Source organism: Bradyrhizobium sp. CCH5-F6 (assembly GCF_001556045.1).
GTDB lineage: Bacteria > Pseudomonadota > Alphaproteobacteria > Rhizobiales > Xanthobacteraceae > Bradyrhizobium.
Genome location: NZ_LSIC01000194.1, coordinates 47776 through 68129 on the forward strand (window position 1 = coordinate 47776; position 20354 = coordinate 68129).

The window sequence follows — 20354 nt, forward strand, 5'->3', positions numbered from 1 at the left end:
GTGAGTCTCGCGGAGACTCCCCCTCACCCGGATCGCATCTTGCGATGCGATCCGACCTCTCCCGCAGGCGGGGAGAGGTGAACCAATAGCGATCGAGGGACGTGAAATCATGACCGCAATGCTGGAGATGCGCAACGTCAGCAAGAGCTTTGCCGGTGTGCAGGCGCTGCGCGATGTCAACTTCCAGGTCGAGGCCGGGCAGATCCACGCGCTCGTCGGCGAGAACGGCGCCGGCAAGTCGACGCTGATGAAGGTGCTGAGCGGGGTCTATCCGCATGGCAGCTACGAGGGCACCATCGTCTTCGAGGGCGAGGAGCGGCGCTTCCGCGACATCAACGATTCCGAGGCGCTCGGCATCATCATCATCCACCAGGAGCTGGCGCTGATCCCGCTGATGTCGATCGCCGAGAATATCTTCCTCTCGCATCCACCGTCGAGGCTCGGGGTGATCGACCGCGACGAGGTCTACCGCCGCACTCGGGACCTCCTGGCGCAGGTCGGCCTCAAGGAATCGCCGGATACGCTGATCACGGATCTCGGCGTCGGGAAACAGCAGCTGGTCGAGATCGCAAAGGCGCTGTCCAAGCGTGTGCGCATGCTGATCCTGGACGAGCCGACCGCGAGCCTCAACGAGGCCGACAGCGCTGCGCTGCTCGAGCGTCTCATGAAGTTTCGCGAGCAGGGCATCGGCTCGATCCTGATCTCGCACAAGCTGAACGAGGTTGCCAAGGTCGCCGACCACATCACGGTGTTGCGCGACGGCCGCACCGTCGACAGCATCGATTGTCGCGCCGAGCCGATCCAGGAAGACCGCATCATCCGCAGCATGGTGAATCGTGATCTCGCGCACCGCTTCCCGGAGCGCAACGCGAAGATCGGCGAACCCGTCCTCACCGTCGATAACTGGTCAGTCTATCACCCCATCCATCCCGAGCGGCAGGTGATCAAGAACGTCAATTTCAGCGTCAGGCGCGGCGAGGTCGTGGGCATCGCCGGCTTGATGGGTGCCGGCCGCACCGAATTCGCCATGAGCCTGTTCGGCCGCTCCTGGGGCACCAATATCAGCGGCAGCATCCGGCTCGAAGGCCATGAGATCGCGCTGCCTAGCGTCGCGGCCGCGATCGCCGCCGGTCTCGCCTATGTCACCGAGGACCGCAAGCAACTCGGCCTGATCCTCGCCGACGACGTTCGCAAGAACATTACGCTCGCCAGTCTCGACCAGGTCGCGCCGCGGCGGGTGATCGACGACATCGCCGAGCTGAAGGTCGCCAGCGACTACCGCAACCGCATGCGGATCCGCTGCTCCGACGTCTACCAGGAGACCGGCCAGCTCTCCGGCGGCAACCAGCAGAAGGTGGTGCTGTCGAAATGGCTGATGACGGACCCCAAGGTGCTGATCCTGGACGAGCCGACGCGGGGCATCGACGTCGGTGCCAAATACGAGATTTACTGTATCATCAACGAACTGGCGGAGGCCGGCCGCGGCGTCGTGGTGATCTCCTCGGAGATGCCCGAGCTGCTCGGCATCTGCGATCGCATCTGCGTCATGAACGACGGCGCCTTCGTCGGCGAGTTCAAGGGCGCCGAGGCGACACAGGAAAAGATCATGCGCGCCATCATGCGCAATGAAAGAAGCAATGGAAACGGCGTGCCTGAGGCCGCGGAGATGGGAGGATCGCAGCCATGACCGACAAGACGGTGTCGCTGCCCGAGGAGCGCCGGCACGGCAGCTTCATCAAGAACAATCTGCGCAATTACGGCATGCTGATGTCGCTGATCGCGATCATGCTGTTCTTCCAGGTCGTGACCGGCGGCACGCTGCTGCAGCCGCTCAACCTCACCAACCTGGTGCTGCAGAACAGCTACATCGTCATCATGGCGCTCGGCATGCTCCTGGTGATCGTCACCGGCCATATCGACCTTTCGGTCGGTTCGGTCGCAGGCTTCATCGGCGCCGTGGCCGCGGTGCTGATGGTGACCTACAAGGTCGACTACACGCTCGCCTTCATCGCCTGCCTTTTGGTCGGTGCCGCCATCGGCGCGGCGCAGGGCTATTGGGTGGCCTATTTCAAGATCCCGTCCTTCATCGTCACCTTGGCGGGGATGCTGGTGTTCAAGGGCCTTGCACTCGCGGTGCTGCAGGGCCAGTCGCTCGGGCCGTTCCCGGCGACCTTCCAGAAATTGTCCTCCGGCTTCATTCCGGAACTGCTACCCGAGGCCGGCACGCTGCATCCGACATCCATGCTGATCGGCGCCGTGCTCGCGCTCGGCCTGGTCTATGCCAGCGCCAAGGGGAGGTCGCGCGAGCAATCGCACGGAATCGAGGTCGAACCCTATGCGTTCTTCCTCGGCAAGAGCATCCTGCTGGCCTGCGCGGTGCTCTACTTCACCTATCTGATCGCCTCGCACCGCGGCCTGCCGAACGTGCTGGTGATCATGGGCGCGCTGATCGCGCTCTACGGTTTCGTGACCCGGCGCACCGTGATCGGGCGGCAGATCTATGCCGTCGGCGGCAACGCCAAGGCGGCGAGCCTGTCGGGCATCAAGACCGAGCGGCTGACCTTCCTGACCTTCGTCAACATGGGCGTGCTCGCCGCGCTCGCCGGCCTCGTCTTCGCCGCGCGCCTCAACACCGCCACTCCGAAGGCCGGCCTCGGTTTCGAGCTCGACGTCATCGCGGCCTGCTTCATCGGCGGCGCCTCGGCCTATGGCGGCGTGGGGCGCGTCGGCGGCGCCGTGGTCGGCGCCATGATCATGGGCGTGATGAACAACGGCATGTCCATCCTCGGCATCGGCATCGACTACCAGCAGGTCATCAAGGGCCTGGTGCTGCTGGGGGCGGTGTGCATCGACGTGTACAATCAGCGGAGATGAGTTGAGGTAAGATGTCGCTTTCGCTCCGTGCGACCACGGACACCATTACTGGGTCGTGAACAGCACTGCCGCGATTGCGACGGAGAGGCTCACTGCCGATACGGTCGCCACCGTCGACAATACCCCCATTCGCTGCAGCGCGATGGCGAAGGCGATGATGATGGGTGTGGCGGTCATCAACCCGATCTGTGCATCACTCATGTGATCGTTCGCCATTCCGTGGAAGCCTGAGCTGGTTCGTACCGCGATCCGGCCGGTCGGACGTTGTGTCGGCGCAAACAAGCGTATCGTAACTCGCCAGTTTGTCCGGCGACAAACTCGGAACCGGGCAGCCGGGATAAGTCCGGCCGGTGTCCTGATCCGGAAAGACGATGTCGACGGCCGAGTGCGAACAACGGGAAACGGGGTGGGGAAGTCTGGAAGATCTCCCCGGCGATCCCATGATGTGGGTGCTGATCTTCAGCGAGCTCGTCGCCTTCGGCTTGTTCCTCGGCGCCTTCGTCGTCGCCCGCGCGCTTCATCCGGCGATGTTCGCGGCCGGGCAATCAGCACTCGATTCGAATCTCGCCGGCCTCAATACCGTCGTTCTGGTCACCAGCGGCTGGGCGGCGGCAAAAGCGACGAAGGCCGCCCGCGTCGGGGAACGGCCGCTGGCGCGATGCTGGATTTTCGGTGCGATGGCGCTCGGCTGCCTCTTCATCGCGATCAAGATCACTGAGTATGCGGAAGAAATCGGGCAAGGCGCGGGGCTCGAGACCAGCCCGTTCTTCACGCTCTACTTCCTCCTGACCGGTTTTCATCTGCTGCATGTCGGCCTCGGCATCGTCATCCTTGCCGCGGTCTGCCGCCGCGCTGCGATGTCGGGCGTCGAGACGGGAACGGCCTTCTGGCACATGGTCGATCTGGTCTGGATCGTCATGTTCCCGATAATTTACCTGGTGAAATGACGATGCCTGATCGTATCGACATGACCTGGATCGTGCTGGTCGGCCTCGCGCTTGCGACCATCCTGCTGCCGCCGCTGGTGCCGCGGCCGCTGCTCGGCAACGCTCTGCTGCTCGCCTTCGCCGCACTCAAGGGTCACCGGATCGCGCTCGACTTCATGGATCTACGCGCCGTGCCCGCACTCTGGCGTGGTCTCGTCGTGAGCTGGATCCTGATCGTCCTGCTGTTCGCCTGGATCGCCTCGGCCGTCGTCGCCCTGATCTGACGTGTTCATTGCGCCCTGACAAAGAACGGGCCGGGCAGAGCGGCAATAAATCACACCATCGCGATTTCGCAAGAATCAAACGGAAAGGATTGGCAATGGCTGAACGCCTGACCAAGTCGGCCGCTCGAAATGTCTTCTACGGCGGCTCGGCCTTCTTCTTCGCTATCTTCATAGGGCTGACGGCGCACAGCCATTATTACATGGTCACGACTTCGACGGATGCGACGACGCTGACGTCGTCGGTCGCTCGCGGCAAGCATGTCTGGGAGAAGAATTCATGCATCAACTGCCACACTCTGCTGGGCGAGGGCGCCTACTTCGCGCCTGAAGTCGGCAACGTCTGGGACCGCTGGGGCGGCAACGAGGACCCGGCCGCTGCGCGCGAGACGTTGAAGGCCTGGATGCAGTCGCAGCCCTCGGGCGCGCCAGGCCGGCGGCAGATGCCGCAGTTCAACCTCACCGACCAGGAGCTCGACGATCTCGCCGACTTCCTGCAATGGACCAGCAAGATCAAGCGGCAGGAGTGGCCGCCGAACAAGGCCGGCTGAGCACGCTGTTTCCTCTTCCAAGACAGAGAGATCCGAGATGAAATATCAGACCCAGAAAGTCGCGATGCTGTATTTCTACGGCGCGCTGACCCTGTTCCTGGCCCAGGTCCTGTTCGGCCTCGTCGCTGGAACCATCTACGTCCTGCCCAATACGCTGTCGACGCTCCTGCCGTTCAACATCGTCAGGATGATCCACACCAACGCGCTGATCGTGTGGTCGCTGATCGGCTTCATGGGCGCGACCTACTTCCTGCTGCCTGAGGAAACCGAGACCGAGCTGTACAGCCCGCTGCTGGCAAAGATCCAGTTCTGGATGTTCTTCGGCGCGGCCGGCATCGCCGTGGTCGGCTATCTCTTCCAATACCACGAGGGCCGCGAGTTCCTCGAACAACCCTTCATCATCAAGGTCGGCATCGTCGTCGTCTGCCTGATGTTCCTCTTCAACGTCACGATGACGGCGCTGAAGGGGCGCAAGACCACGATCACGAACATCCTGTTGTTCGGGCTGTGGGGCGTTGCGATCTTCTTTCTGTTCGCCTTCTACAACCCGGCGAACCTCGCGGTCGACAAGATGTATTGGTGGTACGTCGTCCATCTCTGGGTCGAAGGCGTCTGGGAGCTGATCATGGCCTCCGTGCTCGCCTATCTCATGATCAAGCTCAACGGCATCGACCGCGAGGTCGTGGAGAAGTGGCTCTACGTCATCATCGGCCTTGCGCTGTTCTCCGGTATCCTCGGCACAGGCCACCATTTCTACTGGATCGGCGCGCCCGGCTACTGGCAGTGGATCGGATCGCTATTCTCCACGCTCGAGGTGGCACCGTTCTTCACCATGGTGATCTTCACGGTGCAGATGACCTGGAAGGCCGGCCGCAAGCATCCGAACCGCGCCGCGCTGCTGTGGTCAGTCGGCTGCTCGGTGATGGCGTTCCTCGGGGCTGGCGTCTGGGGCTTCCTGCACACGCTGTCCTCGGTGAACTACTACACCCACGGCACCCAGGTCACCGCCGCGCACGGCCATCTAGCCTTCTTCGGCGCCTATGTGATGCTCAATCTTTCCGTCATGGCCTATGCCATCCCGCAGATCAGGGGACGGGCGCCCTACAACCAGTGGCTCTCCATGGCGAGCTTCTGGATCATGTGCACTGCCATGATGGTGATGACCTTCGCGCTGACCTTCGCTGGCGTCGTCCAGGTCCATCTCCAGCGTGTGCTCGGCCAGGGCTACATGGACGTGCAGGACCAGCTCGCGATGTTCTACTGGGTCCGGCTCGGCTCAGGCGTGTTCGTCGCGATCTCTGCGCTGATGTTCGTCTGGGCCGTGCTGGTGCCCGGTCGCGCTAGGCAGGCGGTCATCCCCGGCGCGTTGCAGCCGGCTGAATGAATGCAACTGGCAGCCGCGGTTCGCCGCGGCCGCCAGCTTCCTGGATAGTCTGGAGAAAGATGATGAAAGCTGCCCTTCACACGGTCACCTCGGCACCCGCGCTGCCGGCCTATGTCGCAAGCGGCAATGAATGTGCGCTGTTCGAGCACGCCTGGCGCAATCAGCTGCCGGTCCTGCTCAAGGGCCCGACCGGTTGCGGCAAGACGCGCTTCGTCGCGCATATGGCGGCGCATCTCGGATTGCCGCTCCACACCGTCGCCTGTCACGACGATCTCACCGCCGCCGATCTCACCGGCCGCTACCTGCTGCGGGGCGGCGACACCGTATGGACCGACGGTCCGCTGACGCGCGCGGTGCGTGAGGGCGGCATCTGCTACCTCGACGAGGTCGTGGAAGCGCGCAAGGACGTCACCGTGGTGCTGCATCCGCTGACCGACGATCGCCGCATCCTGCCGCTGGAGCGCACCGGCGAGGAGCTCGTTGCGCCGAAGAGCTTCATGCTCGTCGTCTCCTACAATCCCGGCTATCAGACGCTGCTGAAGGCGCTCAAGCCCTCGACGCGGCAGCGCTTCGTTGCCGTCGAGTTCGGCTTCCTGCCGCCCGAGCAGGAAATCGTCGTCGTGTCCGCCGAAAGCGGACTGGCGCCGGAGCGCGTGCGGCCGCTGGTCGGGCTGGCTGGCCGGCTGCGCGCGCTCAAGGGCCACGATCTGGAGGAGGGCGTCTCGACCCGGCTCGTGGTCTATTGCGCGACGCTGATCGCCGCGGGGACGCCGACCACCGACGCGGTACTCGCCGGCATGATCGAGCCGCTCACCGACGACACCGACGTGAAGGCGGCGCTGTTGGACGTCGCGCGCGCCGTGGTCGGGTGAGGCGCTTCCATGCTCGACTTCCTCGAACTTGAGGAGACGGTCGGCCGGGCCTGGCATCGGATGATCGGCGGCACCGCGAGCTATCCGGTTTACGACGATCACGCGGTGACGCTTTCGGAGGTGAGGGGCCGGCTCGCGGTGATGTTCCGCGCGCTTGGCGGCGAGACCGGCGTTCAAATCGCCAGCGCAAGCGCGCGCCGGACGGGTCATCGTCTCGGCTGGCGGCAACGCATCGGCCTGGGCGACGAGCGGCTCGAGCAGCCCGGCCGTGACGCCGCAACCATCTTCCTGCCCGATCGTATCGCGATCTTTCCCGACCGGACCTTGAACGCAACCCTTTATCGCTGGCTGGCGGCATGGTTCGCCGCCGCGCCGATCGAAGCGATCGCGGAGATCGATCCGCTACGGCGGGATCTTCTGGTGTTGCGTCGGGCGAGCGAGACCGCTGTCTGGGTGCTCACGCAATTCCCTGGGCTCGTCGCCGACTACGCGCAGCTTGCCGCGGCCACCGCCGAGGCCCGGCCTCGTCGCTCCTTGCCGCGCGTCGAGCAAGAGATCGAGCAGATCGTCCTGGCCCTGCTCGGACCCGGAAGGGCGCCTCCAGGCAGATTGTGGCCGGCGATGATGGGGACGGGTCCGCTGCCGGACAAGGCGCCCCCGGGTTACCGTTCGATCCTGCCGTGTCCGCTCTGGGGCGATTGCTGGACGCGCGAGCTCTCGCCTGCACATGCGGACGAAGACGAATGCGCACCGGGTGCGGAGGCCGCGGCGAAGGACGATCGAAAGCGTTTCGCCGTCCGCGAGCGCGAGGACAATGTCAGTCGTCGCGATCCCTTCGTGCTCAACCGTTTCGAGAAGATCCTCGCGATGGCCGAGATGGTCAATGTCGACCGCCCGGCTGATGACAGCGAGGACGAGGATGCGCGGAAGGCGGCCGACGATCTCGAGGAGATCACGCTCAGCCGCCGCAGCGGCAAGCCGGCGAGCCGGTTCAAATTCGATCTCGACCTGCCACCGGAGGCCCTCGACGCCTCGCGGCTGAATGCGGACATGACCTATCCCGAATGGGACTATCGCAGCGGTTCCTACCTGCGCGATCATTGTCGCGTGCTCGCCGGCGCGGCCCCTGAACGAGGCGAGAACTGGACGCCTGATGAGACCATGCGTCGGCACGTCCGCCAGGTACGCCGCCGCTTCGAGGCCTTGCGGCCGCGCCGCGAATTGATGCGCGCTCAGGCCGACGGCGATGAACTCGACCTCGATGCGCTCGTGCGGGCGAGATGCGATCTGCGCGCCGGCAGCAGCGGCGGTCTCGATCGCGTCCACATGGCGATGCGGCCGCAGGGGCACGATCTCGCCGTCACGCTGCTGGTCGACGTCTCGCTGTCGACCGATGCCTGGGTCGACGGCTATCGCGTGCTCGACGTCGAGAAGGAAGCACTGCTCGTGCTCGCGCATGGGCTGTCGGCTTGCGGAGATCACCACAGCATCCTGACCTTCACGTCGCGCCGGCGCTCATGGGTACGGCTCGAAGCCGTCAAGGCGTTCGGCGAGCCGATGAGCGGGGCGGTGGAGCGCCGCATCGGCGCGCTCAAGCCCGGCTATTATACGCGGATCGGCGCGGCGGTCCGCCACGCCGCGGCCGAGCTCGCCCGCCAGCCGCAACGCAAGAAGCTGCTACTCGTCCTCACCGACGGCAAGCCGAACGACGTCGATCATTATGAAGGGCGCTTTGCGGTCGAAGACACCAGGAAATCCGTGCAGGAAGCGCGCCGGCTCGGCATTGCGGTCTTCGGCGTGACGATCGACGCGACGGCGCAAACGTACTTTCCGACGCTGTTCGGACGCGGTGGCTACGCCATCGTCGGGAACGTCAAGCGATTGCCCGTGGCACTGCCGGCGATCTACCGGCTGGTGGCGCATTGAGGCGGTAGAACATAACCTCGTGTGAATTGTTGCTCGGGAATTGGCTATGTGATCGAATGGCCGGATGGATCAAAAGGCCAGGGTCGATCGCGGCAGCCGCGCGGCGATGCGCGGCGTCGTGAGAGGTTGAAGCGGATGCTGATCACCTGCGGCGATGCCCTGATCGATTTCGTGCCGACGCGAAACACGGAGGGACGCGAGGCCCTGATGCCCGCCGTCGGCGGCTCCTGCCTGAACGTCGCGATCGGCATGGCGCGGCTGGGCGCGCCGGCAGGCTTCGTCGGCGGCATCTCGACTGACCTTTTCGGACGGATGATCGCCGATCATGCCGCGGCCTCGCAGGTCGAGCTGGGTCTCGCCACGCGTAGCGATCACCAGACCACACTCGCCTTCGTCCGCATCGTCGCCGGCGAGTCGCATTATGCTTTCTACGATGCCGAGACCGCGACGCGGAACTGGACCTACCGGCGCGGGACCATTCCCTTCGATACGGTCGAAGCCGTTCATGTCGGCTCGACCACGCTGGTCAACGATGACGGCGCGGCGCAGACGATGTCGCTGATCGGGGATGCGCGGACGCCGTCGACGATCTCCTTCGATCCAAATTGCCGGCCCAGCCTGGTCAACGACAAGTCGGCCTATCTCGCGCGCATGACCGAGTTTGCTGGAAGCGCTGACCTCGTCAAAATGTCGGAGATCGACTTTGCCTATCTCTTCGGCGAAGAGCCGTATCATAGGCGCGCGACCGCGCTGCTTGCACGGGGCACGAGCCTCGTCGTCATCACCCGCGGCAATCAAGGCGCCATTGCCTGGCACGTGGGGGCAGGGCAGATCGAGGTCACCGCGCCAAAGGTCGAGGTCGCCGACACCATCGGCGCCGGCGACAGCTTTCAGGCGGCGCTGCTGTTCGCCCTGCACAAGCAGGAGCGCATCGCTCGGCCGCGACTAAAGGACATCGGGGCGGACGAGCTCCGCCGCGCACTGTCCTTTGCCGCCAATTGCGCAGCCCTGACCTGCACCCGTCCGGGCGCCGATCCTCCCTGGAGCAGCGAGATCACATGGAGTCCGTAGGGGAGAGCCGCCTTACAGGCGGGCGACCACTTTCTCGGCGCATTTGAGAAAGGTTCGGATCAACGGGCTCTGTGAGTCACGCCGCCAGCATACCGCAATGTCGATGGAGTCGGTTGCATCCCGCAGCGGCCGAAACACGATGCCACGCGGCGCACCGAGCTTGGCGCAGGCGGGCAGGATCGCGAACCCTTCGCCGGCCAGCACGAGGCTCATCGCCGAATGCACGGTCTCCACTCGGCTGGCAATCGGCATCACCACCTGATGTCGCCGCAGCAACGCCGTCACCGCAGAGGAGGCGGCATCCTGGTCGGGCCGCGGCAGCGCGATCAACGGGCGGCCGTGCAATTTGGCCATCGGCACCGCGCCGAGGCGGGAGAGGGGCGACCGGATCGGCATCGCCAGCATGAGACGTTGCGCGCCGACCCGCGCCACCTGGATCTCGGGATGGTTGATCGCCGGCATGCACAGTGCGACCGTGACGCTGCGGTCGAGCAGTCGCGTCTCGCGCGTCGATGCGCTGAGCTCGGCGAAGTCGAGGTCGACGCCGGGAATGGCCCGTCGCAACTCCGGGATCAGGCGCGGCAGCACCGCGTTCGCCAGTGCGAACATGTATCCGACCGAGATCCGTCCGCGCTTTCCGGCCGCGACCGCGCGCGCGGCTTCGACGCCGTCGGCTGCCAGCGCCAGCGCCTCGCCGGCACGTGCCAGCAGGGCCTGGCCGGCCTCGGTCAGGTCCATGCCGCGCGTGCCGCGGCGGAACAGCGGCGCGCCGACTTCGGCCTCGAGCTTGCGGATCTGCACCGAGAGCGGTGGCTGCGCCATCCGCAGCCGCTCGGCGGCCTTGCCCACGCTGCGCGCTTCGGCGACGGCGACGAAATAGCGGAGCCGGCGAAGATCCATTGGCATACCCAAAACATATGGGATGACGACAAAAATTGTATTGGACGGCGAGTTAACAAGGCTGTCATTCTTGCTGTCAATGTCTTCGGGCCAATGGCGGCCCGCTTCGGAGTGCGATGTGACCATGAATGGCGATCCCTGTCGCTTGTCCGCAACCGAGCTGCGCGGCCTCATCGCCGGAAAGCGGATTTCGCCAGTCGAGATCGTCCGAGCCGTTCTCGCGCGTGCCGAGGCGCTCCAGCCCGAGCTCAACTGTTTCATCACCCTGTGCGGCGATGAGGCGATGGCTGCGGCGCGCGAAGCCGAGCGCAAGGTGATGGCCGGCGAACCGCTCGGCCTGCTGCACGGCATCCCCGTCACCGTCAAGGACATCGTCAACACCAGGGACGTCAAGACCACCTTCGGGGCCGTTCCCTACAAGGACAATGTGCCGAACGAGGACGCTGTGGCGGTGGCGCGACTGCGTGCGCAAGGCGCGATCCTGATCGGCAAGACCACGACGCCGGAATTCGGCAGCAAGTGCCTCACCGACTCGCCCCTGTTCGGTCGTACCCGCAATGCGTGGGACGCACGCCGGTCCTCCGGCGGCTCCAGCGGCGGCGCAGCGGTTGCCGTTGCCAGCGGCATCGCGCCGCTTGCCATCGCGACGGATGGCGGGGGCTCGACTCGGATACCGGCCGCCTGCAATGGCGTGGTGGGCTTGAAGCAGAGCAACGGCGTCATCCCGCACAGCCAGGCGCTGGATGCGTTCGGCAACCAGACCTATGTCACGCCGACCACCCGTACCGTCGCCGACACCGCGCTGATGATGCAGGCGATGGCCGGCGAGGATGCCTGCGATCCCTGGTCGATCGGCGTTCCCGCGCCCGATTTCGTCGGCACGGCCGCCCCGCGCGGCGATCTGCGCGGGCAGAGGATCCTGTACTGCCTGACGCCGCCGGGCCGTCCGGTGTCCACTGACGTCGCCGCCACTTTCAAGGCGAGCCTCGACCGGCTGGCGAGCCTTGGCGCAGAGCTGGAGGAATTCCCCGGCGACGGTTTCGACGTTGAGCCGATCTGGCGTGCCATCAACCACACGGTCTGGCGCACGCGCTTCGCAAAGCTGGCGACCGAGCACAAGGACGAGCTGAGCGAAGCCTTCCTCAAGCAGCTTGCGCTCGCCACCGAGGTCAGCGGCGTGGACTACCAGGAAGCGATGTTCGCGCGCACCGCGCTGTTCAGGCGGGTGCAATCGCTGCTTGCGCGCGGGCACCTGCTGGCGATGCCGACGCTGACGCGCACCGCGTTGCCGATCGAGCAGGACCTGTTCGGCACCATCGAGATCGACGGCAAGCATTTCGACAGTGTCCGGCCGCACTGGTTCCCATGGACCATGCCGTTCAACATGACCGGCCATCCCGCCGTGAGCCTGCCCAGCGGCTTCGGCCGCGACGGTCTGCCGATCGGGCTTCAGCTCGTCGGCCGCTTCCGCGCCGACGCGGAACTGCTGCGTGTGAGCGCGCTGTTCGAGGCCTCGCACGATCTTCTCTCGCGTTGGCCCGCTTGAGGAGAGGAGCATGCAGCAAAGAGCTTGCCTCAGGCGTCCGGACATGTTGATCGTGCTGGGGTTGAGCCCTGAAGCCGAGCGCGCATGAGCGTCTTTCTCCTCCGACGTCTGTTGACCTTGTTGGCGACGCTGGTCGGCGCCTCTCTCATCATCTTTCTGGTGCTCGACGCGCTTCCTGGCAACGCCGCGCAGATGCTGATGGGCGCCGATGCCTCGGCGGACGCGGTCCGCGCGCTCACCGTCAAGCTCGGGCTCGACCAGCCCTTGGCCGTCCGTTATCTGCAATGGATCAAGGGACTTCTCTCCGGCGATCTCGGCAACAGCTACGTCTACGGCACGCCGGTCGCCAGCCTGATCGCGGAGCGGCTGGTGCTGACCATTCCGCTCGCGATCATGGCCATGACCATCACGGTGACGCTGGCGCTCTCCGCCGGCATCTACACCGCCGCCAATCACAACAAGCTCGGCGACGTCGGCGTGATGTCGTTGACCCAGGTGGGCATCGCGTTGCCGAACTTCTGGTTCGCGATCCTCCTGGTGCTGTTGTTCTCGGTGCGGCTGCAATGGCTCTCGGCGGGCGGTTTTGCCAGCTGGGAGGACGGCATCTGGCCGGGGATCAAGTCGCTGCTGCTGCCGGCGATCTCGCTTGCGGTGGTGCAGGCCGCCATCCTCGCGCGGGTCACGCGCTCGGCGGTGCTGGAAGTGTTGCGCGAAGACTTCGTCCGCACGGCGCGTGCAAAGGGGCTCGGCAAGCGCGAGGTGCTGTGGCGCCATGTGCTGCGCAACGCGATGATCCCGGTCATGACGGTGATGGGGCTGCAATTCGCCAACCTGCTGGCCGGCACCATCGTGATCGAGAACGTGTTCTACCTGCCGGGCCTCGGCCGGCTGATCTTCCAGTCGATTGCCAACCGCGACCTGATCGTGGTGCGCAATTGCGTGATGCTGCTCGCCGCCATGGTCGTCATCGTCAATTTCGTGGTCGATGTGCTCTATGCCGCCATCGATCCCCGCATCAAGGTCCACGACCTGTGAGCGCGCCCCTGACCATTGACGCACCGATCGCAACGCGGCCGCTCCCGGCCCGGACGTTCTGGCGCCGCGCGTTGCGCCATCGCAGCTTCGTACTCGGCGGCACGCTGACGCTGCTGGTGGTCGCCTCGGCGCTGCTGTCGCTGGTGTGGACTCCGTGGTCGCCCTATGAGATCGACATCGCCTCGAAGCTCCGGCCGCCGTCTTCGTCGCATTGGCTCGGCACCGACTCCTTCGGCCGGGACGTCGTCTCGCTGCTCCTTGCGGGGGCGCGCTCCACCATCATGGTCGGCATCATTGCCGTGAGCATAGGTCTGACCTTCGGCGTCTGTCTCGGCCTGACGGCCTCGGCCAAGCGCGGCTGGACCGAAGAGATCATCATGCGGTTCGCCGATTTCAGCTTCGCCTTTCCGGCGGTGCTCTCCGCGATCATGCTCGCCGCGGTGGCGGGGCCGGGCATGGTGACCTCAATCGTCGCAATCGGCATCTTCCAGATCCCGACGCTGACGCGGCTGACGCGCGGCTCGGCCAATGCGATCTGGGCGCGCGAATTCGTGCTAGCGGCACGCGCTGCGGGCAAGGGACGCTTCCGCATCACGATCGAGCACGTCCTGCCCAACATCCTGTCGATCCTGATCGTGCAGGTCACGATCCAGTTCGCGCTCGCCATTCTCGCCGAGGCTGCGCTGTCCTATCTCGGCCTCGGCACCCAGCCGCCGCAGCCGTCCTGGGGCCGGATGCTGAACGATGCGCAGACGCTGCTGTTCCAATCCCCGATGCTCGCCGTTTATCCCGGCGTTGCGATCGCGATCGCGGTGCTCGGCCTCAATCTCCTCGGAGACGGATTGCGCGATCTGCTCGATCCCAGACTGGCGCGGGAGCGGTGATCATGGGCGAGCGTCCGACCATGCCGCTGATCGAAGTCAGCAATCTCGGCGTCCGGCTCAACACCAGCCGCGGGCCGGCACAGGCCGTGCGCGGCGTCAGCTTTACTTTGAAGCGCGGCGAGACGCTGGGGCTCGTCGGCGAGTCCGGCTGCGGCAAGTCGGTCACGGCACTCTCGCTGATGGGCCTCTTGCCGGACAGCGCGGTCGTCAGCGGCAGCATCAGGCTGGATGGCGATGAACTCGTCGGACTTTCTGACGCCGACTATTGCCGTCTGCGCGGCAACCGCATCAGCATGATCTTCCAGGAGCCGATGACCGCGCTCAATCCGATGCACACGATCGGCCATCAGGTGGCCGAACCGCTGCGGCGTCACAAGAACTACTCGGCCTCGCAGGCCCGGCGCGAGACGATCGCGTTGCTCGACCGCGTCGGGTTGCCTGATCCGGCGCGGCGCGTCGATGCCTATCCGCACCAGTTCTCCGGCGGCCAGCGCCAGCGCATCACGATTGCCATGGCACTCGCCTGCGAGCCGGACCTGTTGATCGCGGACGAGCCGACCACCGCACTCGACGTCACCATCCAGGGCCAGATCCTCGACCTCATCGCCGATCTCGTCGAGGAGCGCGGCATGTCGATGATCCTGATCTCGCACGATCTCGGCGTCATCGCCGAGAACGTGCAGCGGATGATGGTCATGTATGGCGGCGCCGTCGTCGAGAGCGGGCCGACCGACGAGGTGTTCCGCCGCATGGGACATCCCTACACGCAGGGCCTGTTCCGCGCCCGGCCGAAGCTCGGCGCGCGCAAGGGAACGCGGCTGACGACCATCCCAGGCACGGTGCCGGAGCTCGCCGATCTGCCTTCCGGCTGCACCTTCTCCGATCGCTGCCCGCTCGTGATCGACCCGTGCCGCGCCGCGCTGCCGCAGGTGGTGGAGGTCGGACCTCGCCATGGCGTGCGCTGCATCAGGACAGATGTCTCGATGGCCGAAAACGTCGGGGCGCTGACCGCATGACCGCCGCGCCGCTTCTCGACGTTACGGATCTCGAGCAGCGCTACACGCTGCCCCGCGAAAGCCTGTTCCGGCCGCCCGGACAGGTGCGTGCGCTGAACGGCGTGAGCGTGCAGGTCCAGGCCGGAAAGAGCCTCGGCATCGTCGGCGAGTCCGGTTCGGGCAAGTCGACCTTCGCGCGCGTGGTGATGGCGCTGGAACGGCCGACTTCGGGAAAGGTCGCGCTGCTCGGGCGCGATCTCAATTGCCTGCCGGCCGACGAGCTGCGCCGTGCCCGGCGCGATTTTCAGATGGTGTTCCAGGATCCCTACGGCTCGCTCGATCCGCGCCAGACCATCGCCCGCATCGTCGCCGAGCCGCTGACCGTACTGGATGGCGCCGACCGCAGGACGTTCCGCGAACGCGTCGCCGCGGTGCTGCGCCAGGTCGGCTTGCGTGATGCGGACATGGAGAAATATCCGCACGAATTCTCCGGCGGCCAGCGCCAGCGCATCGCCATTGCGCGTGCCCTGATCACGCAACCGAAGCTGATCGTTGCCGACGAGCCGGTTTCCGCGCTCGACGTCTCCGTGCAAGCGCAGGTGCTGAACCTGATGCAGGACCTGCATGAGCAGTTCGGCCTCAGCTACATCCTGATCAGCCACGACCTCGCCGTAGTCGACTATCTCTGCGACGAGGTCGCGGTGATGTATCTCGGCCGGATCGTCGAGCAGGGCCGGCCTGAGGATCTGTTCGAGCGCTGCGCCCATCCTTACACGCGGGCCCTGCTGGATGCGGTGCCGCGGGCGCGCCCCGTCAGTGGCCGGCGACGGCGCGGGGCGCAGGCGATTGCCTCGCATTCGGCGGCGGCGACCGGATGCCCCTATGTCGGGCGCTGTCCGCTCGCCGACCAGCATTGCCGCGAGGCTCTGCCTGAGTTACGCAAGGTCGGCGAGGGGCACCTTGCCGCCTGCCACAAGGCCGAAGCCGTGATGGCGTTGCCGCAGGCGGCCATGGAAGGTTAGTGTCCACCGCGGAATTGGCATAGGCTGAAACGTCAGCAGGCCGGGGAGTTACACATGTTGAGGAAACTATCGATCGTCGCCTTCGCCGCCGCACTCGCCGCAGCGCCTTTGCCGGTATCGGCGCAGTCCAAGAAGGACAGCGTCGTCATGGCGATGGCACTGGAGCCGCCGGGCCTTGATCCCACCAATGCCGCCGCCGCCGCGATCGCCGAGGTCACGCTCTACAACATCTACGAGACCCTGACCAAGATCAACGAAGACGGCTCGGTCTCGCCGCTGCTGGCCGAGAGCTGGACCGCATCGCCCGATCTGAAGACCTACACCTTCAAGCTGCGCAAGGGCGTCAAATTCCACAACGGCGAGCCGTTCGATTCCGCAGCGGTGAAGTTCTCGTTCGAGCGCAACGCCGCGCCGACCAGCACCAACAAGGACAAGAGCCTGTTCCAGGCCTTCGCGAAGGTCGATGCACCCGACGCCGACACCGTCGTGATCACCCTGAAATATGGCGAGCCGAACCTGCCGTTCCTGCTCGGGCAGGCGAGCGGCTCGATCGTCGAGCCGAAGAGCGCCTCAACCAATGTCACGCAGCCGGTCGGCACCGGGCCCTATCAGTTAGGAGCCTGGGCCAAGGGCTCTTCGATCACGCTGTCCAAATGGGCCGACTACCGCAACGCCGCTGCGGTCAAGCTGTCGAAGGTGACGATCCGTTTCATCTCCGAACCGGCGGCGCAGACCGCCGCCCTGCTGTCGGGTGACGTCGATGCGTTCCCGCGCGTTGCCGCCCAGCGTGCGATCGCGCAGTTCAAGGCCGATCCGCGCTTCAACGTCCAGGTAGGCGGCTCCAGGGCCAAGACCATCGTCGGCATCAACCATCGCAAGAAGCCGCTGGACGACGTTCGCGTCCGCCGCGCCATCCTCGCCGCGATCGACCGCAAGGCGATCATCGACGGCGCCGTCGATGGTTTCGGCACGCCGATCGGCAGCTTCTACGTGCCGGGCGCGCTGGGCTTCGTCGACACCACCGGCATCAACCCCTACGATCCCGAGAAGGCCAAGAAGCTGCTCGCCGAGGCCGGCGTCACCACCCCGCTCGAGCTCTCGCTCAAGCTGCCGCCGCCGTCCTATGCGCGGCAGGGCGGCGAGATCGTCGCAGCCCAGCTCGCCAAGGTCGGCATCGTCGCCAAGATCGAGAACGTCGAATGGGCGCAATGGCTCTCGCAGGTGTTCGCGCCCAACGGCCCGCACAATTTCGATCTCACCATCGTCAGCCATGTCGAGCCGTTCGATCTCGTCAAGGTCACCGAGCCGGACTATTATCTCGGCTACAACAACGAGACCTTCAATGCGCTCTACAAGCAGATCGTCTCGACGCCGGACGAGGCTGCCCGCGCCAAACTGCTCGGCGACGCGCAGCGCATGCTCGCGACCGACGCCGTCTCCGCTTATCTCTACCAGCCGCAGCTGATCACCATCACCAACAAGAAGCTGAAGGGCGTCTGGAAGGACGTGCCGCAATACGAGAACGATTTCTCGACCTGGTATTGGGAGTAGGGACTGCGAGACCAGGTCGAGCCTGTCGCTTCGACAATGGCCTCTCTCGATCGGAGAGAGGCCATTTTTTGTGAGCTCAAGAACAAAACCGTGAAAACAACCCCATGCACAGTAGACGGGGTCAGGTATTTCAATGGCTTGCACAGCTGGTCTGAAATACTTGCCCAAGCCGGCGAGTGCCCTTGACCCGTCGGGCAAAACACTGGCATGATGTCGTTATCGGTAATTCCGAATGAAGTGCGGAGCGTCGGATCGTGACGCGACTACCGACGATGAATTGAAGTTTACCAATCCACGTACTGCGGCCGGCCTCACGCTGGAGTTCGCGTTCAAGCGGGCAGTAATGACCTGAGCGCTGCTTACGCTGTGACCGTCATCGATCGTGACGCTTGCACTGGGAGGCTATGATGAAAAGTCTGGCGGCAGGGGTATGTCTTTGGCTGGGGACTTTCTCAACGGTCGCGCTTGCGGGACCTGCGGATGAGGCCAACGCGGTCATCGACCAATGGTCAGCGACGTACACTGCAAACGATCGTGATGCGCTCGTGGCTCTGTACGCCCCCGACGCGATTCTGCTCGGTACGACCAGCCCGGTGATGTCCGAAGGCGCGGAAGGAATCCGGAAATATTTCCAGGATCTGCCGGGGAGTGGTCGCAAAAATACGATCGTCGAGCGACGAACGATCATCGTCAACGAGACCTCCGTCGTGGGGACCGGTTTTTACAATTTCGCCCGGGCAGCAGAAAACGATGCTCCCCGTCCATCGCGCTTTACCATGGTACTCGTCAGACGAGAGGGGCGATGGATGATCATCCACCACCATTCGTCACCGTTGTCCGCTACACGCCAATGACGATCGCAAGTCTTGGTGCCGTGATGTATCGGTCCGCAGACCCGAGGCGGCGCACCGTTCGGAAACGATGCGCCGCCCGTCGGTCATGCCGCTTCCGCGTCGACGTTGCCGATCCAGTTGCGGGCCAGCGTCACGTCGGCCTGCGACAATTGATGGCCCGCGGGCAGCACCTTGTGCTCGACACGCGCTCCGGCTTGCGACAACAGCGCCGCAAGCTTTGCGGAATTGCTCGCCGGCACGATCGGGTCGGCCTGCCCGGACAGCAGCAACACCGGCTTGCCGCCGAGTTCGGCCTTGGGCGGATCCGACAGCGGCACCATGGCGCGCAGCAGGATCGCACCCGCAAGCGCCTCCGGCTTCAGCAGCAACAGCGCCGCCGCGATGTTGGCACCATTGGAGAACCCGACCGCAACCGGCGCTGCGAGGCCGTACTGCTTCCGCGCCTCCGTGACGAAGTCGCCGAGCTCGTGCGCGCGGCGGCGCACGTCTTCTTCGTCGAACACGCCCTCGGCGAGGCGGCGGAAGAAGCGCGGCATGCCGTGTTCGAGCACGCGGCCGCGCGGCGAGAGCAGGGCGGAGCCGGGCGAGATCATCCGGCCGAGCCCGAGCAGGTCGTTCTCGTCGCCGCCGGTGCCGTGCAGCAGCAGGAGCGGGGGAGAGCCCGCGCCGGTCGCGGGCTCGAAGCGATGGATGAAGGCACTCTCGGTCATGACGCGCTCTCTTCCAGGCTCGGCAGCACGTCCTCGATCTGCTTGCGATGCTGTTCGAGGAAGCTCGGCAGCTTCAGGTCACGTCCCAGCGTGGCGACGGGCTCGTCCACCGCGAAGCCGGGGATGTCGGTCGCGATCTCGAACAGCACGCCGCCGGGTTCGCGGAAGTAGATCGAGCGGAAATAGTTGCGGTCCCTCTGCTCGGTCGGGTGCAGGCCGTGATTGCTCACGAGCTTCTGCGCCATCTTGCCCTGCTCGGCATCGTCAGCCGCGCGGAAGGCGATGTGATGCACCGAGCCGCCGCCCTGGTGCCCGCGCAAGAAACCCTTTGCCTCGTAGATGTCGACGACGCTGCCCTCGGCATCGCCTGACGCCTTGAAGCGGATCACCGAGCCCTCGCGTCCGGTCTCCTTGAAGCCGAACACGTCGGTGAGGACGGCGGCCGTCTTCGCCGCGCTGTCGAGCAGCAAGGTCACGCCGTGGAAACCTCGGATCGCATGCTCGGCCGGCACGTCGCCGTTGCTCCAGCCGGGCTCGTTCTCCGCGCCGGGAATGCCGACCAGCGCCAGCGCCATCCCATCCGGATCAGTGAACGGCAGCACGGATTCGCCGAAGCGCTTCTCCAGGGCTTCGTACGCGATGCCCTTCTCGGTGAAGCGCTGCGTCCAGTAGCCGAGCGAACGCTGCGGCACGCGGAAGGCGGTCTGATGGGTCTCGCCGACGCCGCGGCGCCCGGCCGAGACGCCGGCCCAGGGGAAGAAGGTCAGGATGGTGCCGGGGCGGCCGGTCTCGTCGCCATAATAGAAATGATAGGTGCCGGGGTCGTCGAAATTGACCGTCTTCTTGACGAAGCGCAGTCCGAGATCCCGGGTGTAGAAGCCGAAATTCCTGATGGGATCGCCGGCGATCGCGGTGACATGGTGCAGTCCAGACATTGTCGTCCTCCAAGATTCGGGGAGCGGTCTTGCTCTG

General features: G+C 65.3%; 20 protein-coding genes. 16 read left to right on the forward strand and 4 right to left on the reverse strand.

The window, feature by feature from the left end:
• Nucleotides 1-109: 109 nt before the first annotated feature.
• Both mmsA and mmsB read left to right on the forward strand, forming a co-directional pair.
• Nucleotides 110-1687, forward strand: coding sequence for a multiple monosaccharide ABC transporter ATP-binding protein (mmsA, locus tag AX729_RS33750; RefSeq protein WP_061028532.1), 1578 nt, complete (start codon nucleotides 110-112; stop codon nucleotides 1685-1687).
• Nucleotides 1684-2874 (forward strand): multiple monosaccharide ABC transporter permease, encoded by a 1191-nt coding sequence (mmsB, locus tag AX729_RS33755; protein WP_028177154.1) that lies wholly within the window; start codon nucleotides 1684-1686, stop codon nucleotides 2872-2874. Before mmsA ends, mmsB begins: the two co-directional genes overlap by 4 nt.
• 45 nt (nucleotides 2875-2919) lie before the next feature.
• On the opposite strand, the gene AX729_RS40820 is transcribed toward mmsB, so the two are convergent.
• Nucleotides 2920-3075, reverse strand: coding sequence for a hypothetical protein (locus tag AX729_RS40820; protein ID WP_197433740.1), 156 nt, complete (start codon nucleotides 3073-3075; stop codon nucleotides 2920-2922).
• Between the two features lie 170 nt (nucleotides 3076-3245).
• Here AX729_RS40820 and AX729_RS33760 point away from each other — a divergent pair, with 170 nt between their 5' ends.
• The 7 genes from AX729_RS33760 to AX729_RS33790 all read left to right on the forward strand — a co-directional run bounded on the left by AX729_RS33760 (nucleotide 3246) and on the right by AX729_RS33790 (nucleotide 9885).
• A complete protein-coding gene (locus AX729_RS33760; protein WP_061028534.1) occupies nucleotides 3246-3821 on the forward strand; it encodes a cytochrome c oxidase subunit 3 family protein in 576 nt (191 codons plus the stop codon).
• A 2-nt stretch (nucleotides 3822-3823) separates the two neighbouring features.
• Nucleotides 3824-4084, forward strand: a complete 261-nt coding sequence (locus AX729_RS33765) for a cytochrome C oxidase subunit IV family protein (protein WP_061028535.1) — start codon at nucleotides 3824-3826, stop codon at nucleotides 4082-4084.
• A 95-nt stretch (nucleotides 4085-4179) separates the two neighbouring features.
• Nucleotides 4180-4632 (forward strand): c-type cytochrome, encoded by a 453-nt coding sequence (locus tag AX729_RS33770; RefSeq protein ID WP_061028537.1) that lies wholly within the window; start codon nucleotides 4180-4182, stop codon nucleotides 4630-4632.
• A gap of 37 nt (nucleotides 4633-4669) precedes the next feature.
• On the forward strand, nucleotides 4670-6016 hold the full coding sequence (locus tag AX729_RS33775; RefSeq protein ID WP_061028538.1) for a cbb3-type cytochrome c oxidase subunit I: 1347 nt from the start codon (nucleotides 4670-4672) through the stop codon (nucleotides 6014-6016).
• Nucleotides 6017-6078: 62 nt separating this feature from the next.
• Nucleotides 6079-6888 (forward strand): CbbQ/NirQ/NorQ/GpvN family protein, encoded by an 810-nt coding sequence (locus tag AX729_RS33780; protein WP_061028613.1) that lies wholly within the window; start codon nucleotides 6079-6081, stop codon nucleotides 6886-6888.
• 9 nt (nucleotides 6889-6897) lie between these two features.
• Nucleotides 6898-8814, forward strand: a complete 1917-nt coding sequence (locus AX729_RS33785) for a nitric oxide reductase activation protein NorD (RefSeq protein ID WP_061028540.1) — start codon at nucleotides 6898-6900, stop codon at nucleotides 8812-8814.
• Between the two features lie 135 nt (nucleotides 8815-8949).
• Entirely contained in the window at nucleotides 8950-9885 is a 936-nt protein-coding gene (locus AX729_RS33790) for a carbohydrate kinase family protein (RefSeq protein WP_061028542.1), read from the forward strand.
• A 12-nt stretch (nucleotides 9886-9897) separates the two neighbouring features.
• Here AX729_RS33790 and AX729_RS33795 read toward each other — a convergent pair whose 3' ends face one another.
• Nucleotides 9898-10785, reverse strand: a complete 888-nt coding sequence (locus AX729_RS33795; protein WP_061028544.1) for a LysR family transcriptional regulator — start codon at nucleotides 10783-10785, stop codon at nucleotides 9898-9900.
• A 124-nt stretch (nucleotides 10786-10909) separates the two neighbouring features.
• Between AX729_RS33795 and AX729_RS33800 the strand changes: the two genes are divergently transcribed.
• The 7 genes from AX729_RS33800 (at nucleotide 10910) to AX729_RS33830 (ending at nucleotide 18672) form a co-directional block, all read left to right on the forward strand.
• A complete protein-coding gene (locus tag AX729_RS33800; protein ID WP_061028545.1) occupies nucleotides 10910-12331 on the forward strand; it encodes an amidase in 1422 nt (473 codons plus the stop codon).
• Between the two features lie 84 nt (nucleotides 12332-12415).
• Complete coding sequence (locus tag AX729_RS33805) at nucleotides 12416-13366, forward strand: ABC transporter permease (protein ID WP_061028547.1); 951 nt, start codon at nucleotides 12416-12418, stop codon at nucleotides 13364-13366.
• Complete coding sequence (locus AX729_RS33810) at nucleotides 13363-14250, forward strand: ABC transporter permease (RefSeq protein WP_061028549.1); 888 nt, start codon at nucleotides 13363-13365, stop codon at nucleotides 14248-14250. The genes AX729_RS33805 and AX729_RS33810 overlap by 4 nt, the downstream gene beginning before the upstream one ends.
• 2 nt (nucleotides 14251-14252) lie before the next feature.
• Entirely contained in the window at nucleotides 14253-15266 is a 1014-nt protein-coding gene (locus AX729_RS33815; RefSeq protein ID WP_061028551.1) for an ABC transporter ATP-binding protein, read from the forward strand.
• On the forward strand, nucleotides 15263-16267 hold the full coding sequence (locus AX729_RS33820; protein WP_061028553.1) for an ABC transporter ATP-binding protein: 1005 nt from the start codon (nucleotides 15263-15265) through the stop codon (nucleotides 16265-16267). Before AX729_RS33815 ends, AX729_RS33820 begins: the two co-directional genes overlap by 4 nt.
• Before the next feature lie 54 nt (nucleotides 16268-16321).
• On the forward strand, nucleotides 16322-17818 hold the full coding sequence (locus tag AX729_RS33825) for an ABC transporter substrate-binding protein (RefSeq protein ID WP_061028555.1): 1497 nt from the start codon (nucleotides 16322-16324) through the stop codon (nucleotides 17816-17818).
• A gap of 407 nt (nucleotides 17819-18225) precedes the next feature.
• Nucleotides 18226-18672: an SgcJ/EcaC family oxidoreductase gene (locus tag AX729_RS33830; protein ID WP_197433741.1), complete on the forward strand. Its 447-nt coding sequence runs from the start codon at nucleotides 18226-18228 to the stop codon at nucleotides 18670-18672.
• Nucleotides 18673-18755: 83 nt separating this feature from the next.
• On the opposite strand, the gene AX729_RS33835 is transcribed toward AX729_RS33830, so the two are convergent.
• Together AX729_RS33835 and AX729_RS33840 are read right to left on the reverse strand one after the other, a co-directional pair.
• On the reverse strand, nucleotides 18756-19382 hold the full coding sequence (locus AX729_RS33835) for an alpha/beta hydrolase (RefSeq protein ID WP_061028559.1): 627 nt from the start codon (nucleotides 19380-19382) through the stop codon (nucleotides 18756-18758).
• Nucleotides 19379-20317, reverse strand: a complete 939-nt coding sequence (locus AX729_RS33840; protein WP_061028561.1) for a ring-cleaving dioxygenase — start codon at nucleotides 20315-20317, stop codon at nucleotides 19379-19381. The genes AX729_RS33835 and AX729_RS33840 overlap by 4 nt, the downstream gene beginning before the upstream one ends.
• Nucleotides 20318-20354 lie beyond the last annotated feature (37 nt).